Raw genomic sequence first — 15,659 nt, forward strand, 5'->3', positions numbered from 1 at the left:
ATGAAAACGGCGCCCCGACGAGCAACTCGCGGGGGCGCCGTGTGCAACATCTGCGGTCTTACTGACCGAGACGGAAGGTGATGTAACTGGCCCGACCCTGGCGCACCACGCGCATCGAGATCGAGCGATTCGACGGTAGATCCTTCACCACCTGCTGGAACGTCTTGACGGTGTCGATGCGCTCGTTGTCCAGATTGGTAATGACGTCACCCGGCCGCAAGCCGACCATGGCTCCCGGGCCCTGACGGACCTCAGCTACCATGACGCCTTCCTGCACGTCCAGATTCTGTTTCTGCTCGGCAGTCAGATCACGTACGACTACACCCAACCGGTTATCCGCAGCAGAGGAACCCGACTGGGGCTGACTGCCCGGCATAGCCGCCTGATCTTCCTCCGGCAACGCTCCGATCTTCATTTCCAGCTTCTGCCGCTCCTTGTCGCGCATCACGGTGACGGTCGCCGTCTCGCCCGGACGGACGCGCCCGACTGCATGCGGGAGGTCGGATGACATGACGATCTCCTCGTCATTGAATGACAGGATGACGTCACCCACCTGCAGACCGCCTTCATCACCGGGTCCACCCGGCATGACCTGAGCGACCAGTGCACCGGCCGGCTTCGGCAAACCGAAGGATTCGGCCAGATCCTTGTTTACTTCCTGAATCACCACACCAAGCCAGCCGCGGCGAACCGTGCCATCGCGCTTGAGCTGCTCGACCACGTCCATGGCGACATCAACCGGAATCGAGAACGACAGACCCATGAACCCGCCGGAACGCGTAAAAATCTGCGAATTGATACCTACCACCTCACCATCGAGATTGAACAGCGGACCGCCGGAGTTACCCGGGTTGATCGCTACATCGGTCTGGATGAACGGGACATAACTTTCGTTGGGCAGCGCACGCCCCTTGGCGCTGACGATGCCAGCGGTGACGGAATGATCGAAGCCAAAGGGCGAGCCGATCGCAACCACCCACTCGCCGGCTTTCAGGTCAGCAGAGCGGCCCATCCGTACCACGGGGAGATCCTCGCCTGCCTCGATTTTCAGCAACGCCAGATCGGAACGCGGATCGGCACCTATGAGCTCGGCAGACAATTCACGACGGTCAGTGAGGCGTACGAATATCTCATCGGCACCGGCCACCACGTGATTGTTGGTCAGAACGTAACCATCAGCGGAGATGATGAAGCCCGAGCCCAGTGACTGGGCCTGTCGCTGGGGAGCCTGGCCCTGGGGAAATCCGCGCTCGAAGAATTCGCGAAAGATCGGCGGCAGCCCTTCGAGATCCGGCATGCCAGGCTGCATGCCCGGCCCGCCCTGCATGCCGGCCGCACGCGGATCGGCATTCTGCCGAGTACTGATGTTGACCACCGCCGGCGAAGCCTCTTCGACCAGTTCGGTGAAATCGGGCAGGCTTCGCGCGGTGGCAGCGGTCTGCCACGACAGCAGAACTGCGCCGACAAGCGCAACGAACCAGCTATGCACGGGATACGTGGACACAGGAACTACCCCCATATGGCAAAAGAAACTCGACGGATTGTCAGACAATTCGGACTGTCGATCAACCGCCTGTCGGAAAGGCGACATTACTGGTAAGCGTACGCAGCAGCCGCGGCTGGAAATGCGGGTCTGCCGCATGCCGGCGGGCGTGCCAGCGGACCAGTGCGAGCCCTGCAACGAGCCCGATAGTCGATGCAGCGATGATTGCCGGCTCGGCGAACCCGAGGGCCTGTGCAACGAGGGCGAAGAGGAAGAGTACACCGAGCGGAGCCAGATATACCCACATCGAGCCCACCACCACGGCATGCTTCGGTATGCCAATGATGACCTCGTCACCAACCTCGTGGAAGCTGTCCGAGAGCACCCGCACGAATCCGGGCTTGGAGCCGGAGCCGAGCTTGCTCAGCAGGGCCTGACCGCAGCCCGCACGCGCCTGGCAGCTGCCGCAGGTGCTGCGCCTTACCGTCTCGACCCATACGGCGCCCGATTCCACGCCCAGAACCCTGCCCTGTTCTTCGATCATTACTGCACATCACCTTGCATGGGCAGCAGCGAGGCTACGATACGCTCAGCTGTAGCGGCCGGAATCTCGCCCACCAACGTGGCCAGGTAGGTCCCATTCGGCATGGCCAACCTTCGGCTGATCGCTACGGTAGGACCAAGCTGCGCGCGAACATCTTCGGCGCGACGCGCTTCACCGAGTTCTTCGATGAACAGGCTGAAGCGGGTAAGCCCGTCTGTATAGGTGCGACTAAGAGATACTGAAGGCATGTCATCAAGCTGCTCTGCAGACTCGGATCTTACCTTGAAACCCTGAGGCAACCAGGCCGGGCGCCACTGGTCGTCCGTTGCGGCTATACGCGCCGGAGCCGGCTGGACCGCAGGACATTCAGTTATCGTCTCGAGCTGCTCGGGTGACATTTCCCCGATTTCTACCGCAGCGAACTGGAAGCGTTCGAGCAAGGTACCCCGATCGTCGATCATCAGCGACTTGAGCAACAGGCCGGTTTTGGAATCAACGTAGAGTTCGTACGCGTAACGGTGCGCATCGTGCGGAGTGACCGTCAATACGGTGACCGGTCTGGCCGAGACGCGGGTAGAACCGACCACACTGGTGTTGTAGGAGTCGGCCAGCAGTTTGAGCTCGTCAACAGGCTGTGACGCTTCGTGCGGATTGAGACCTGTACCAGCGGTGCTGGAGCAGACCAGACGACCATCGCGACGCAACCACTCCTGTATCGGACCATCGGATTGAATCAGGCGCTCGGTGACGGCGCCGTCACTCGCACTACGCCATATCTGATGGGTAGTGAAGCTACCAGAGCGCTCATACACGAAGGCGCCGTGGAAGCTGAGCTCCCCCGACGCCTCGGTCATCTTCTCCAACCAGTCCTGCGCTTCGTCCGCCGATACCGTAAAAGGTACCAGGCAGCATGCCAAACCAGCCCAGCGCAGTGCTTCCCTGTTTCCTGGCACCGTTAGTCGCCCTCCGGTTACTGGTCGTCCAGGCTCGCAGCACGAGCTTGCGGCACCAGTTGCGGAGCGGGTGATTGAGCACCGTTCTCGGCATGCTTGCGCAGATACTCACCGATGCGCTGTTCCTGCCATGCAGGTGCAGCCGGAGTAGCTTGAGCGTCAGCGGAAGACTGGAAGCCCGCGAGCACGGCCGTGCCTGGCTGCGGCGCCACAGCCGGCGCCTGCGCCTGCTCGATCGCTGCCGGAGCTGAACGCTCGGCCAGAGCCGGTGACTCACCCGGTACGGGTCCCTGGTTGACCATGCGCACACCGACGAGCACGGCAACAGTGACCGACGCGGCGACTGCGACCTTGCCCAGAGTATGCCAGGCAGCAGAGAACTTGGCCGAAGCACGTGGTGCCGGCTCGTTGGCCAGGGCCGCAGCGATACCCGCGGACAGGTCAACCTTCGGCTGCCAGGGTTCCTTGTGCATAACAGCTCTGGCGAGCTGATACCGATCCCAGGTCCCACGAACCGCAGGGTCCTGATCGGTGGCCTGGAGCACGCGCCGGATTTCCAACTGCTCGGCTTCGCCGTCCATGAGCGCGGAGATAGACTCCTGCAAGGATTCGCTTCTCATTGGTGTACCTCTGCTAAAGACCCCAGGGGGCTTGGTGCGATTAACCCTTTAAGCCTGCTCACGCTTCGAGCAACGGTTTGAGGGCTTTGTCGATCGCTTCACGTGCTCGGAAAATCCGTGACCTGACGGTCCCGACCGGACATTCCATCACCGAAGCAATATCCTCGTAGCTCAGACCTTCGAATTCGCGCAAGGTCAGCGCTGTTCTCAAATCATCAGGCAACAATTGCAGCGTTCGGTTCACCACCTGCTCGATTTCATCGCGCAACATGTCGCGCTCGGGCGAATGGATATCCTTTAGAGCACTGTCACCTTCGTAATACTCCGCATCTTCCGCAGCGATGTCCGAATCCGGCGGACGGCGTCCGCGCGCAACCAGATAGTTCTTCGCCGTGTTGATCGCGATGCGGTAGAGCCACGTATAGAACGCGCTATCACCGCGAAAGTTCGCCAAGGCACGGTATGCCTTGATGAATGCTTCTTGGGCTACGTCCTGCGCCTCGTGATTGTCATGAACGAAACGCGTTACCAGAGCCAGAATCTTGTGCTGGTATTTCAGAACCAGCAAATCAAATGCACGTTTGTCGCCTTTTTGAACCCGTTCGACCAACTGCTGGTCCGTCTGTTCAGCCATACCTCCGCTCTCCGTGGCGTAGAGGCAACACCCATGCCTTGAAATTATAGACCTGCAATGTAGCCAAAAGTTCTCCCCTTATCAGGTTCAGCAATGAGAGCGAAGCGTTGCAGAAAAGTTCCCGCAGCGTGTCATTCTTGTTGCCGTCATCCTGCCCAACCGCGTCCAGGCAAAGCGGACGGTATTGTCGCCAACTCGGCTTCTATATACTACCCCTCGCGCCGAGCCCGAACGGCCCGCGCATCGAACTTGCGGAATCATATGACGGCGAAACTGAATTACGACGTACTGGTTATCGGCAGCGGAGCGGCAGGCCTTACCCTCGCCCTGCATCTGGCCAGCGATCTGCGCGTGGCTGTGCTGAGCAAGGGCCAGCTCTCCGAAGGCTCGACCTTCTGGGCCCAGGGTGGTGTTGCCGCCGTGCTTGACGACAGCGATACCGTCGATGCCCATGTGCAGGACACGCTCGTGGCCGGGGCCGGGCTGTGCCATGAAGAGGCTGTGCGCCAGATCGTCGGCGACAGCCGCGACGCCATCGGCTGGCTGGTCGGCCAGGGCGTGCCGTTCACGCGAGAACGACGCGAAGACGGCAGCGAAACAGACGACTTCCATCTGACCCGCGAAGGTGGCCATAGCCACCGTCGAATCATCCATGCCGCGGATGCTACTGGCGCTGCGATCTTCAACACATTGCTGCGTCGAGCTCAGGAGCATTCGAACATCGAATTGCTGCAGGACCGGGTGGCCGTAGACCTCATTACTCGCTCCAAACTAGGGCTGGATGGCGACAATCGCTGTCTGGGCGCGTATGTGTTGAACCGGCAGACCGGCAGCGTTGAAACCTTCGCTGCGCGGTTCACCGTACTCGCCACGGGTGGGGCGAGCAAGGTTTATCTGTACACCAGCAACCCGGACAGCGCATCGGGTGATGGCATCGCCATGGCCTGGCGCGCGGGTTGCCGGGTGGCCAACATGGAATTCAATCAGTTCCATCCCACCTGTCTGTACCACCCGAAGGCCAAGAGCTTTCTGGTAACCGAGGCGCTGCGCGGCGAAGGTGCAGTGCTCAAGCTTCCTGACGGCACTCGCTTCATGCCCCGCTTCGACCAGCGTGCGGAGCTTGCGCCGAGGGACATCGTGGCCCGAGCCATCGATCATGAGATGAAACGCCTGGGCCTCGACTGCGTGTATCTCGACATCACCCACAAGCCGGCAGACTTTATTCGCAGCCATTTCCCGACGGTGTACGAACGTTGCCTGCAGTTCGGGATGGATATTACCCGCGAGGCAATACCGGTCGTCCCGGCGGCGCACTACACCTGTGGCGGCGTGATGGTCGACGAGAACGGCCACACCGATGTGCCGGGGCTTTATGCGATCGGGGAAACCAGTTTCACCGGACTGCACGGCGCCAACCGGATGGCCAGCAACTCGCTGCTCGAGTGCATCGTGTACGGTCGCGCAGCCAGCCGGGACATTCTGGCGAACCTCGACCAGGCGCAAAGCTCGGCAGACCTGCCGGCATGGGATGAAAGCCGCGTCACCGACTCGGACGAGGATGTCATCATCTCGCACAACTGGGACGAGCTGCGGCGTTTCATGTGGGACTATGTGGGCATCGTACGCACAACCAAGCGATTGCAGCGCGCCAAGCACAGGGTCGATATGCTGCTGGCGGAGATTCACGAGTTCTACAGCAACTATACGGTGACCCGGGATTTGCTGGAGCTGCGCAACCTGGCAGTGGTGGCGGATCTGATCATCCGTTCAGCCATGCTGCGCAAGGAGAGCCGAGGATTGCACTACACGCTCGACTACCCCGCGCAGGCGGACGAACCCGTCGATACTATTCTGCAGCCGCCCAGCGCTGGCGACTGAAGCGCAGACGCAGACGCAGACGGCGAAGCGAGTCTTCCGAAGCCGCGTCAGCCGGCAGGATGACCGAGACAGGCAACCAGCGGCCGGGTTCGCGCAGGCGGACGACCGTCAGGAAAGCGCTGACGAAGGTGTCCCCCTGCAGGCTCGCTCCCGCCTCACTGCCATCGCGTCTTAGGACGTGCCAACCCTGACTGTCAAAGCGCAGCCCGATGATCGACGCAGCATGACTCAGGCTCACCTGCCGCGGCCAGACCCACCAGCAGTAGATCAGCACCAGCGTCATGCACAGCGCTACCTGGACGCCGTGGAGACCACTGCGGTACAGCCCCGCGATGGCCAGAACGGAGATCATCACGATCAACCCACCGAGCAAACGGGAAGGTTGGCGCTTCAACACGAGAAAATCACCTGGGCTGGACACGATCCAATATCATCCTCACGATGCGTTTGAGATCCGGATCATCCGGTTCACCTCGCTGCATGAACCAGACGAACATATCCTGGTCTTCACACTCCAGCAGCTTTCGATAACGTAGCTTGTCATCGGCTTCGAGGTCCAGATAGACCTCCTCCAGAAAGGGCAGGAGCAGGACGTCGAGCTCCAGCATGCCGCGTCGACTATGCCAGTACAGGCGCTTGTACTCTACTTCGGCCGACATCGACTTCTCCATCAGCGGTTGAAAGCTGGGCATGATGCACAAACATCAGTATAGCCTCAAGCCAACGCTGACAAGCAGGGTCGGCCAGACCTATGATGTAACAGCCCAATTCAGGACAACTACCCATGCCCCAGACCAGCGTCTCCTCCTCCCTTGCAGCAACATTTACGGCGCCGCTTCCAGCGCAAGGGGTCGACACGGCACTGTGCCTGCTCGATCACGAAGCCGTGATCGCGCTGACAGGGCCGGACACGGCGCGGTTTCTGCAAGGTCAGGTGACCTGCGACGTCAATACGCTGCAGGCAGGCCAGAGCACGCTGGGCGCACGTTGCAATCCGAAGGGCCGTATGCAGTCCAGCTTTCGCCTGACGCGTCTCGCCGAGGACAGCTTTCTGCTGGTGCTGCATGCCGAACTACTGGAAAGACAGATCGCGGAACTGAAAAAGTATGCAGTGTTTTTCAAGACGCAGCTCCAGGACGTCACCGCAGAATGGCTGAGACTGGGAATCCATGGTTCGCGTCTCGAACGTGTGCTCGGCGAGAGCGATCTACCCTGCCCCGCCTCTCGCAACAGCGTTGCGCAAAGCGAGCAGAGTCTGGTCATTCGGATCGCTGACGATGCTGCAGAAATATGGCTCAGGCCAGACCAGGCCTCCTCCACCATCGAGCACCTGACCAGCACTACAACGGCCCTTGCCAGTCAGGCCTGGACGCTCTGGCTTATCCGGGCAGGCATTGGCCAGGTGTATCCGGAAACCTACGAAACCTTCATACCGCAGATGCTCAATCTGCAGCAGCTGGGCGGCGTGAGCTTTCGCAAGGGCTGCTACACCGGCCAGGAAATCGTTGCGCGCATGCAGTATCTGGGGAAACTCAAGCGACGCATGTACCGAACGCTCCTGGCCGGCGACACAGCGCCGCCGCCGGGCACGGTGGTTGTTGATCGTGCAACAGGCCAGACCGTTGGGGAGATAGTTATGGCCGCTCGGAGCGAAAGCGGCGTGGAATCACTGGCTGTTCTACAGAAGGATGCGGCACAATTGACGACACTGGTTGTCGGCAATAGCGATGGGCCACTACTGAGCCTGGGCGGATTGCCGTACGATGCGCAGCTGGAGGCCGGTGAGGCCGACAAGGAATAACGAGCAAGGGAAACCTCAATGACAGATCTGGCCCAACGCGTACAAGAACAGCTGATGGAAGCCATCGACCGGGATCAGCTGGTTCTGCCCACGCTTCCGGAAGTCGCCCTGCGTGTGCGCGAAGCAGCGGAAGACCCGGATGTCAGCATTCCCCATCTGGTTCGTGAGATCAGCACCGACGCCGCGCTCAGCGCCCGTTTGATCAAGGTCGTCAACAGCCCTTTGCTGCGTACCCGGCAGGAAATCACCGATCTGGGAATGGCCGTGAACCGTATGGGCATCACCTACACCGCCAACCTGGCTACCGGCCTGGCGATGGCGCAAATGTTCCAGGCAACCACCGATTTCATCGATGCGAAAATGCGTCAGGTGTGGTCGCGTAGCACCGAGGTCGCCGGCATCAGTCACGTTTTGTGTCGCCATTACACGAAGCTGAAGCCTGACCAGGCGACACTCGGCGGGCTCGTACACCTGATCGGGGTACTGCCGATCCTCAGCTATGCCGAAGAGAACGAAGAGCTGCTGGGCGATGAGAAAAGTCTCGATCTGGTCATAGAGCGCATTCATCCGATTCTCGGTGACCGCATTCTTCAGGCATGGGACTTTCCGCTGCCACTGCGCCATGTGCCGACCCAGCATCTGGACTTCAAGCGCAACTCCGCTGAAGTGGATTATGCCGATATCGTGCAGGTGGCGGTGCTGCAGAGCGTCGCAGGTACCGATCACCCCTGCGCCAGCATCGACTGCGCACAGGTACCGGCCTTCGCCAAGCTGGGATTGAATCCGTACGAGGATGAAGAAGACGAGGATCTCTCGGCAGAAATGGAAGCCGCGATGCAGTTGCTCGGCTGAAACGATGAAGCGGCAGCGCCGAACTGCCGCTTTTTTCTATCTAGCGGTTGCGCCACTGAGGTGGGCGTTTCTGCAGGAAGGCGTTCACGCCTTCAGTGGTGTCCTCCAGATCAAACAGATCCACAAACCTTTCACGCTCTTCAGTCAGCGCCGTATTGATCGGTCGGGCGCGGGCCGCCTGGATCAGGTGCTTGGAATAGCCGACCGCCCGCGGGCTCTGCCGACTCACCTGCGCAGCCAGCCGTAGTGCTGCGGGTAACGCCTGCCCCTGCTCGACCACGTCTTCCACCAGACCAATGCGCTCGGCCTTCACGCCATCGATCCGTTCACCGCAGAGGATCATGCGCTTGGCCCAACCCTCACCCACCAGCCACGCCAGTGCCTGCGTGCCACCCGCGCACGGCAGGAGCCCGACGCTCGCCTCGGGCAATCCCAGGTGGGCCTCACGCTCGGCGATACGAATGTCACAGGCCAGCGCGCATTCCAGGCCGCCGCCGAGCGCATAGCCGTTGATCGCGGCAATCGACACGCCCGAGAAATCGCGCAGCGCTTCAAATGCCTGTCCGAAGAGCCGCGATATCATCCTCGCCTGTGACTTGTCGCCTTCGGCAAACATCCGCAGGTCCGCGCCGGCGGAAAAGAAGCGATGCCCGCGGCCTGTGATGACCAGCGCGTAAATGTCGGAATCCTGATTCAGGTGATCGATCAGCTCGACCAGACCATGCAGGGTGTCAGTGTCCCAGGTATTGGCAGGGGGGTTATCGATCGTCACCAGCGCGGTGTGGCCGACCTTCTGGACAACCAGCTTGTCGGTACGCGGAACCAGAGCGGTGTAGGGCGTGAGTGCATGTTCCATGGCAGCCTCCGTGTGGGTCGACGTTCATCACAGATTAAGCCAACCTGCGGGAATCGTCAGCAGCGGAGCGGCGTTAACTCAGAGCGCCGGAAGCTCCCAGTCTACCGCCGGTCTGCCATGGCGGCGCAGATACTCGTTGGCTTGCGAGAAGTGACCATTGCCAATGAAACCGCGGTGCGCCGACAACGGCGACGGATGAACCGACTTGAGCACCAGATGCCTGTCTGCATTGATCTGCTGCCCCTTCTTCTGTGCGTAGCTGCCCCAGAGCATGAACACCAGGTGCTCACACCGGGCGTTGAGCACATCGATGATGCGCGACGTGAAGCGCTCCCAGCCGCGATTGGCATGGGAACCGGCCTGGCTGTGTTCCACGGTCAACACCGCATTGAGCAGCAGAACGCCCTGCTCGGCCCAGCTCTGCAGGCAACCGTGGCGCGGAATGGGAAGGGCGAGATCGCGCTGCAGCTCCTTGAAGATGTTCTGCAGCGAAGGTGGCGCAGGAACGCCGGGGGGAACTGAAAAACACAGCCCATGGGCCTGCCCCGGACCGTGATACGGGTCCTGGCCGATGATGACCACTTTCACGTCGTCCAGCGGAGTGCTGTTCAATGCATTGAAGATCAAGGGGCCGGGGGGATAAACCTGCTTGCCCGCCGTCTTCTGCTCCAGCAGAAACGCTCGCAGCTGTTGCATGTAAGGCTGGTCGAACTCTTCGGCGAGCGCCTGTTTCCAGCCCGGTTCAAGCCGTACGTCGCGAGCCGCCATGGCTACTGCACAACCGGAACGGATTGAGCATTGCAGCGCACGACACGCTGACGCTGATCGACCAGCAACCCCGAGAGCCCGTTATGGCGTGCATCGTGCAGGACCAGCACGCCGTCCACGCACTCGGCAACCTGATTCGCGGCGCGGCTGCGCAACTGCCCGGCCTCGTCCGAGCCCACGGTAACCAGACTGAATTCGGCAACCAGGCGGCTGTCCTGCTCACGCGCAAAATTCAGATAGCCGTACAGGTGCAACACCCCCACGGTAAAGAGCACCGTCCCCATGGCAGTCAGTATCAGGGGGAGCTTGTTCACTTCCGCTTTGTCGCTCATACCCGCTCCGCTCACAGAATGTTGGCATAGTCAGCTTCGATACGTTCGAGGCTGAGGTTGTTGAGAAATCCGGAAAAACACATCCAGGCGCTCAGCGCATTGAGGTCTGCAAACGGCTCAGGGAGATAGCGCGGGGGCACGACCAGACCTTCGTCAACCAGTTGTCCCAACGTCCGCATGTCCTCCAGCGTGGTCTTGCCACAGAACAGCAGCGGAATCTGGTTGAGCTTGCCTTTGCGCACCGCCAGCTGAATGTAGTTGTAGGTCAGAATGAAGCCCTTGAGGTAAGCCAGGTCCTTGGTGAAGGGCAGACCCTCCGGACTCGACCCACGGAACACCCGGCTGGCATTGTTGTAGCTGTCGTCCTTGGTGTAACCCTCATCACGATAAAACTGGAAGATGTCCAGGAAGTTGCCGCCGGATTCCGCCAGCTGAATGGCACGTGTACGGTCGGTCAGTTTACGCAGGCGTGCCGGATAGGAAGCGAAGGTGATCACTTCCATCAGGATCGCCAGACCTTCCTGGGTGACCGTGGACGACGGCGGCCCCTTGGCCAGAAAGGTACAGATCGGCTGGTGCTGGCCGTTGAGACTGGTCGCGACATGCACCATCCCCTCATGCACCGCCAGAAGCTTGAGGTCGCGCTGATTGAACATGGCGTCGCTGCGGATCTTGATATAGTCGGCGCCGGCAGCCGCGTCGGCGACGATGCCGTCGGATTCGAAGACGCGCACCGCACGGTCGTCCGGAAACGCCTGATCCATGCGTTCCTGCAGAATCGCCACCGCTTCCGGGGCTGCAATGGTCTTGGGTTCGCGGCCCAGATCAGTACCGATGTTGGTCAGCGACTCGCTGAGCATCATGCCCAGGTCGGTGAGCGTCGGATCTCCAGCATGGAAAGCGTCCGATGCGGAACCGTACAGCTCCTGCGAAATCAGGCCGAAGTCCGGCTTGCCTCGCGCCTCGACCATGCGAATGACCATCCGGTACTCGCGGCACATGCGACGCATGATCTGCCCAACAGGATTGAAGGTGCCTAACTGCCGGGTGATATCGCGCTCGATGTCCTGCAGCACTTCACGCCGCTCGGTTGGATCGAAACCCAACGGGCGCGTCGCGTAATAGTTCGGGTTCACATCCGGCAGGCTCTTGCAGCGCTTGCGGAAAAATTCCTCGCGAACGTTATCGTCCCATTTGATCGCATCAAGAATACGGATCGGCGCCTGGGCATCCACCAGCCGGTCGGACAGGCTGCGGATCACCAGTTGGTATTGCTCGCTTTGCTTGACTGCCATTGAGTAACCCCGGTTGTGAACGTTGTGGTACAAACTCGGCGCGCTCGAGTCTGGTGGCTGGCTTTGCCGGATACCGACCCTCGCGGACACGCCACAAGTACGTCCCTGTAGGCTCGGCGATAGCCATCCATGGCTATCGACGGTCCGCCAGGGTCAGTACCCGGCGCCGCAACTGCCCTGTGCGCTACGAAAACGAAAACCGGTGTCTCTACTGGGCGAACCGCACAACGTTCGCCGGAGCTCTAGCCACTCGCAGCATGCTTGGCGAGTCTGGGTGTGGCCTGTGGCGGACCGTCGGTGGCCATGGATGGCCACCGTCGAGCCCCATGGATGGCTAGTAGCGTGTCCGTCACAGGCCATACCCAGGCACGCTGCACACCGAAACCGAACGGTAGAGCTTCCCCGCTCTGAACAATAATCCCATTACCCGGTTTACTGCTCCGGCCGCATATGCGGGAACAGGATCACGTCACGGATAGACGGCGAATCGGTCAACAGCATCACCAGACGGTCAATCCCGATGCCCTCCCCCGCCGTCGGCGGCATACCGTACTCCAGAGCACGGACGAAGTCGGCGTCGTAGTGCATCGCTTCGTCGTCACCGGCGTCCTTGTCGGCCACCTGCGCGTGGAACCGCTCGGCCTGATCTTCGGCGTCATTGAGCTCCGAATAAGCGTTGGCGATCTCGCGTCCGCCAATGAACAGCTCGAAGCGATCGGTCACACTCGGGTCATCGTCGCTGCGACGCGCCAGCGGCGACACTTCGAACGGATAACGCGTGATGAACGTGGGCTGCTCAAGTTTGTGCTCGACCAGCTCTTCAAAGATCATCACCTGCAGTTTGCCCAGGCCTTCGAACCCTTTCACATCGGCGCCGGCCTTCTTGGCGATGGCACGGGCCTTGTCCAGATCCTGCAGATCGGCGGCGGTAATTTCCGGGCTGTACTTGAGGATCGAGTCGAATACCGACAGACGCGCGAACGGTTCGCCGAAGTGGAACACCTTGCCCTGATAGGGCACATCAGTGGTGCCCAGAACCGCCATGGCCAGCTCGCGGAACAGCTCCTCGGTCAGGTCCATGTTGTCTTCGTAATCAGCGTACGCCTGGTAGAACTCGAGCATCGTGAACTCAGGGTTGTGCCGGGTCGAGACGCCTTCATTACGGAAGTTGCGGTTGATCTCGAACACGCGCTCGAAGCCGCCGACGACCAGACGCTTGAGGTACAACTCCGGAGCAATGCGCAGAAACATCGGCAGATCGAGTGCATTGTGATGCGTCTCGAACGGCTTGGCCGCCGCACCGCCAGGGATGGTCTGCAACATCGGCGTTTCGACTTCAAGGAAGTCGCGCTCTGCTAGAAAGCGGCGGATGTGGCTGATGATCTTCGAGCGCACCTGGAAGGTGTTGCGCGTGTCTTCGTTGACGATGAGGTCGACGTAGCGCTGACGATAGCGCTGTTCGGTGTCGGTCAGGCCGTGAAACTTGTCCGGCAGTGGCCGCAGCGACTTGGTCAGCAGCTCGACTGCAGTCATGTGCACGTACAGATCACCCTTGCCGGAGCGCGCCAGCGTGCCTTCGGCCGAAATGATGTCGCCCATGTCCCAGGTCTTGATCTGCTCGAGCGTCTCGGCCGGCAGGCCTTTGCGGTCGACATAAACCTGAATCCGCCCGGACATGTCCTGCAGCACCATGAAGGCGCCACGATTGAGCATGATCCGCCCCGCGACCTTGACCGGGATCGCAGCCGATTCAAGCTCTTCCTTGCTCTTGTCCGCATACTGCTTCTGCAGTCGGCCAGCGTAGCTGTCACGACGGAATCGATTGGGGAAGACGCTGCCCTTGGCGCGCTGCGCGGCAAGCTTTTCCTTGCGCAGGGCGATCAGACTGTTCTCTTCCTCTTGCAGGGCATGCTGGTCTTGCGGCTGGTCGGTCATTTCAGGTTGATTCCAGGTTCAATTCAATGAGTTCTTGCCAGGGCGACGACTCGCCGCCAGAGGCGCGTTCACCTGCGCAGGGTTACAGACCCTGCTTCAGGCTGGCCTCGATGTATTCGTCCAGATCGCCGTCGAGTACCTTGTCGCAATCACTGCGCTCGATGCCAGTGCGAAGATCCTTGATGCGCGACTGGTCGAGCACGTAGGAACGAATCTGGTGGCCCCAGCCGATATCCGACTTGGTATCCTCCAGTGCCTGCGCCGCCGCATTGCGCTTCTGAATTTCCATCTCGTAGAGCTTGGCGCGCAGCATCTTCATGGCCGTGTCACGGTTGGCATGCTGGGAGCGCTGGTTCTGGCAACTGACCACAGTATTGGTCGGCACGTGGGTGATCCGGATCGCAGAATCGGTAGTGTTTACGTGCTGGCCGCCGGCGCCGGAAGAGCGATATGTATCCACGCGCAAATCGGCCGGGTTGATGTCGATCTCGATATCGTCATCGATCTCGGGCGAGGCGAAAACCGCCGAGAACGAGGTATGGCGACGGTTACCCGAGTCATAGGGGCTCTTGCGAACCAGGCGGTGCACGCCAATCTCGGTGCGCAGCCAGCCGAAGACATATTCGCCCTTGACGTGGACGGTGGCACTCTTGATGCCGGCGACTTCGCCTTCGGACAGTTCGACGATTTCGGTCTCGAAGCCATGCTTGTCGGCCCAGCGCAGGTACATGCGCAGCAGCATGTTGGCCCAGTCCTGGGCCTCGGTGCCGCCGGAGCCGGCCTGGATGTCGAGGTAGCAGTTGTTGGGGTCCATCTCGCCGCTGAACATGCGGCGGAACTCGAGCTTTTCCAGGGACTGCTGCAGGCGATTGAGCTCGGTGACGATGTCTGCGACTGCGGACTCGTCGTCCTCTTCATTGGCCATTTCCAGCAATTCGGAGGCGTCAGCAAGACCACCCGACATCTCGTCGAGGGTTTCGACGATCTGCGCGAGTTGCGCCCGCTCGCGGCCCAGGTTCTGCGCGCGTTCGGGGTCGTTCCAGACACTGGGATCTTCGAGCTCGCGCTCGACTTCAGTCAGGCGATCACGTTTGTGATCGTAGTCAAAGATACCCCCTGATCGTATCCGTACGGCCGCGCAGGTCCTTGATGGTATTAAGGATCGGATTGATTTCCATGGTGACAAGTCCCGTCGGGAAAAAGCCGCCATTGTAGCGGAAATCGCGCGCGCCGTGCAGCGCCGCCAGCGCCGCCAGCGCGGAAGGCTACCTCATCGCCCGAACGCTCGAAGGAATACGATGGTTCCCAGACCCCAGCAGGCATTGAGAATGAAGCCGATGAGGAAGCGGGCCGGCAACTTGTCCAGCTCCAGACCGATCCCCTTGAGCGGGAAGACGATGAGCAGTGCCACCACGGTCAGCGCGATGCCACCGAACAGCGCTGCCTTGAGCCACACCCAGCTACGCCCCGTTCGATCGAGAAAAAGCATCAGCGCCAGCGCCCAGAGCCCGCCGAAAAAGGCCCCGGAGAAGACCGACGGGACGCCCAGCGGCTTGGTAGGAGCCAGCGAGAACGGCGCAAACGGCACGACCCCGGCAGCATTCAGCAATCCCAGCGCTGGCTGGTGGAAACACAGGACGGCAAGAAAGCCGGCAATGAACGCAAGTAACCAACGCATGGGAAACCTCCTTGTGAAAGCTGGCAATAC

General features: G+C 60.7%; 17 protein-coding genes. 3 read left to right on the plus strand and 14 right to left on the minus strand.

Annotated elements, in window-relative coordinates; all coding sequences use genetic code 11:
- Positions 1 to 58 precede the first annotated feature (58 nt).
- The 5 genes from KEM63_RS13100 to rpoE form a co-directional block, all read right to left on the minus strand.
- The gene (locus tag KEM63_RS13100; RefSeq protein ID WP_423747807.1) at positions 59 to 1,504 is read right to left on the minus strand and encodes a DegQ family serine endoprotease; all 1,446 of its coding nucleotides are present in this window, start codon (positions 1,502 to 1,504) and stop codon (positions 59 to 61) included.
- Positions 1,505 to 1,565: 61 nt separating this feature from the next.
- Entirely contained in the window at positions 1,566 to 2,027 is a 462-nt protein-coding gene (locus KEM63_RS13105) for a SoxR reducing system RseC family protein (protein WP_223652335.1), read from the minus strand.
- Positions 2,027 to 2,980 (minus strand): MucB/RseB C-terminal domain-containing protein, encoded by a 954-nt coding sequence (locus KEM63_RS13110; protein ID WP_223652338.1) that lies wholly within the window; start codon positions 2,978 to 2,980, stop codon positions 2,027 to 2,029. The genes KEM63_RS13105 and KEM63_RS13110 overlap by 1 nt, the downstream gene beginning before the upstream one ends.
- A gap of 17 nt (positions 2,981 to 2,997) precedes the next feature.
- Positions 2,998 to 3,600, minus strand: coding sequence for a sigma-E factor negative regulatory protein (locus KEM63_RS13115; RefSeq protein ID WP_223652340.1), 603 nt, complete (start codon positions 3,598 to 3,600; stop codon positions 2,998 to 3,000).
- Positions 3,601 to 3,658: 58 nt separating this feature from the next.
- A complete protein-coding gene (gene rpoE / locus KEM63_RS13120; RefSeq protein ID WP_093394585.1) occupies positions 3,659 to 4,234 on the minus strand; it encodes an RNA polymerase sigma factor RpoE in 576 nt (191 codons plus the stop codon).
- 261 nt (positions 4,235 to 4,495) lie between these two features.
- Between rpoE and nadB the strand changes: the two genes are divergently transcribed.
- The gene (gene nadB / locus KEM63_RS13125; protein WP_223652342.1) at positions 4,496 to 6,112 is read left to right on the plus strand and encodes an L-aspartate oxidase; all 1,617 of its coding nucleotides are present in this window, start codon (positions 4,496 to 4,498) and stop codon (positions 6,110 to 6,112) included.
- On the opposite strand, the gene KEM63_RS13130 is transcribed toward nadB, so the two are convergent.
- Together KEM63_RS13130 and KEM63_RS13135 are read right to left on the minus strand one after the other, a co-directional pair.
- Positions 6,081 to 6,509: a hypothetical protein gene (locus KEM63_RS13130; protein ID WP_223652343.1), complete on the minus strand. Its 429-nt coding sequence runs from the start codon at positions 6,507 to 6,509 to the stop codon at positions 6,081 to 6,083. The genes nadB and KEM63_RS13130 overlap by 32 nt on opposite strands.
- A 7-nt stretch (positions 6,510 to 6,516) precedes the next feature.
- A complete protein-coding gene (locus KEM63_RS13135) occupies positions 6,517 to 6,771 on the minus strand; it encodes an FAD assembly factor SdhE (RefSeq protein ID WP_223652346.1) in 255 nt (84 codons plus the stop codon).
- 125 nt (positions 6,772 to 6,896) lie between these two features.
- Here KEM63_RS13135 and ygfZ point away from each other — a divergent pair, with 125 nt between their 5' ends.
- A complete protein-coding gene (ygfZ, locus tag KEM63_RS13140; protein ID WP_223652348.1) occupies positions 6,897 to 7,913 on the plus strand; it encodes a CAF17-like 4Fe-4S cluster assembly/insertion protein YgfZ in 1,017 nt (338 codons plus the stop codon).
- Between the two features lie 18 nt (positions 7,914 to 7,931).
- Positions 7,932 to 8,765 (plus strand): HDOD domain-containing protein, encoded by an 834-nt coding sequence (locus tag KEM63_RS13145; RefSeq protein ID WP_223652350.1) that lies wholly within the window; start codon positions 7,932 to 7,934, stop codon positions 8,763 to 8,765.
- Positions 8,766 to 8,805: 40 nt separating this feature from the next.
- Here the strand turns inward: KEM63_RS13145 and KEM63_RS13150 are convergent, their stop codons facing one another.
- From KEM63_RS13150 to KEM63_RS13180, 7 genes are all read right to left on the minus strand, one after another.
- Positions 8,806 to 9,621 (minus strand): enoyl-CoA hydratase, encoded by an 816-nt coding sequence (locus KEM63_RS13150; protein WP_223652352.1) that lies wholly within the window; start codon positions 9,619 to 9,621, stop codon positions 8,806 to 8,808.
- 78 nt (positions 9,622 to 9,699) lie between these two features.
- Positions 9,700 to 10,389 carry a uracil-DNA glycosylase gene (gene ung, locus KEM63_RS13155; protein WP_223652354.1) on the minus strand — a complete coding sequence of 230 codons (690 nt, stop codon included), beginning with the start codon at positions 10,387 to 10,389 and terminating at the stop codon, positions 9,700 to 9,702.
- Between the two features lie 2 nt (positions 10,390 to 10,391).
- On the minus strand, positions 10,392 to 10,721 hold the full coding sequence (locus tag KEM63_RS13160) for a PA3694 family proteiin (protein WP_223652356.1): 330 nt from the start codon (positions 10,719 to 10,721) through the stop codon (positions 10,392 to 10,394).
- Between the two features lie 11 nt (positions 10,722 to 10,732).
- Entirely contained in the window at positions 10,733 to 12,016 is a 1,284-nt protein-coding gene (locus KEM63_RS13165) for a flavohemoglobin expression-modulating QEGLA motif protein (RefSeq protein WP_223652358.1), read from the minus strand.
- Between the two features lie 432 nt (positions 12,017 to 12,448).
- Complete coding sequence (gene lysS / locus KEM63_RS13170; protein ID WP_223652360.1) at positions 12,449 to 13,951, minus strand: lysine--tRNA ligase; 1,503 nt, start codon at positions 13,949 to 13,951, stop codon at positions 12,449 to 12,451.
- 82 nt (positions 13,952 to 14,033) lie between these two features.
- Positions 14,034 to 15,129 (minus strand): peptide chain release factor 2 gene (gene prfB / locus KEM63_RS13175; protein WP_223652362.1). Its coding sequence is split into 2 segments (ribosomal slippage): positions 14,034 to 15,056 and positions 15,058 to 15,129, totalling 1,095 coding nucleotides; the frame shifts between segments, so codons are not numbered across the junction.
- A 92-nt stretch (positions 15,130 to 15,221) separates the two neighbouring features.
- Complete coding sequence (locus KEM63_RS13180) at positions 15,222 to 15,629, minus strand: hypothetical protein (RefSeq protein ID WP_223652364.1); 408 nt, start codon at positions 15,627 to 15,629, stop codon at positions 15,222 to 15,224.
- Positions 15,630 to 15,659 lie beyond the last annotated feature (30 nt).

This window comes from Halopseudomonas nanhaiensis, from assembly GCF_020025155.1.
Taxonomy (GTDB): Bacteria; Pseudomonadota; Gammaproteobacteria; order Pseudomonadales; family Pseudomonadaceae; genus Halopseudomonas; species Halopseudomonas nanhaiensis.

Excerpts from the sequence above, each read along its gene's own strand:
- nadB (WP_223652342.1), top strand. The coding sequence starts at position 4,496 with ATGACGGCGAAACTGAATTACGACGTACTGGTTATCGGCAGCGGAGCG.
- KEM63_RS13115 (WP_223652340.1), bottom strand. The coding sequence starts at position 3,600 with ATGAGAAGCGAATCCTTGCAGGAGTCTATCTCCGCGCTCATGGACGGC.
- lysS (WP_223652360.1), bottom strand. The coding sequence starts at position 13,951 with ATGACCGACCAGCCGCAAGACCAGCATGCCCTGCAAGAGGAAGAGAAC.
- KEM63_RS13150 (WP_223652352.1), bottom strand. The coding sequence starts at position 9,621 with ATGGAACATGCACTCACGCCCTACACCGCTCTGGTTCCGCGTACCGAC.
- KEM63_RS13105 (WP_223652335.1), bottom strand. The coding sequence starts at position 2,027 with ATGATCGAAGAACAGGGCAGGGTTCTGGGCGTGGAATCGGGCGCCGTA.
- KEM63_RS13135 (WP_223652346.1), bottom strand. The coding sequence starts at position 6,771 with ATGTCGGCCGAAGTAGAGTACAAGCGCCTGTACTGGCATAGTCGACGC.
- ung (WP_223652354.1), bottom strand. The coding sequence starts at position 10,389 with ATGGCGGCTCGCGACGTACGGCTTGAACCGGGCTGGAAACAGGCGCTC.
- rpoE (WP_093394585.1), bottom strand. The coding sequence starts at position 4,234 with ATGGCTGAACAGACGGACCAGCAGTTGGTCGAACGGGTTCAAAAAGGC.
- KEM63_RS13165 (WP_223652358.1), bottom strand. The coding sequence starts at position 12,016 with ATGGCAGTCAAGCAAAGCGAGCAATACCAACTGGTGATCCGCAGCCTG.
- ygfZ (WP_223652348.1), top strand. The coding sequence starts at position 6,897 with ATGCCCCAGACCAGCGTCTCCTCCTCCCTTGCAGCAACATTTACGGCG.
- KEM63_RS13180 (WP_223652364.1), bottom strand. The coding sequence starts at position 15,629 with ATGCGTTGGTTACTTGCGTTCATTGCCGGCTTTCTTGCCGTCCTGTGT.
- KEM63_RS13145 (WP_223652350.1), top strand. The coding sequence starts at position 7,932 with ATGACAGATCTGGCCCAACGCGTACAAGAACAGCTGATGGAAGCCATC.
- KEM63_RS13160 (WP_223652356.1), bottom strand. The coding sequence starts at position 10,721 with ATGAGCGACAAAGCGGAAGTGAACAAGCTCCCCCTGATACTGACTGCC.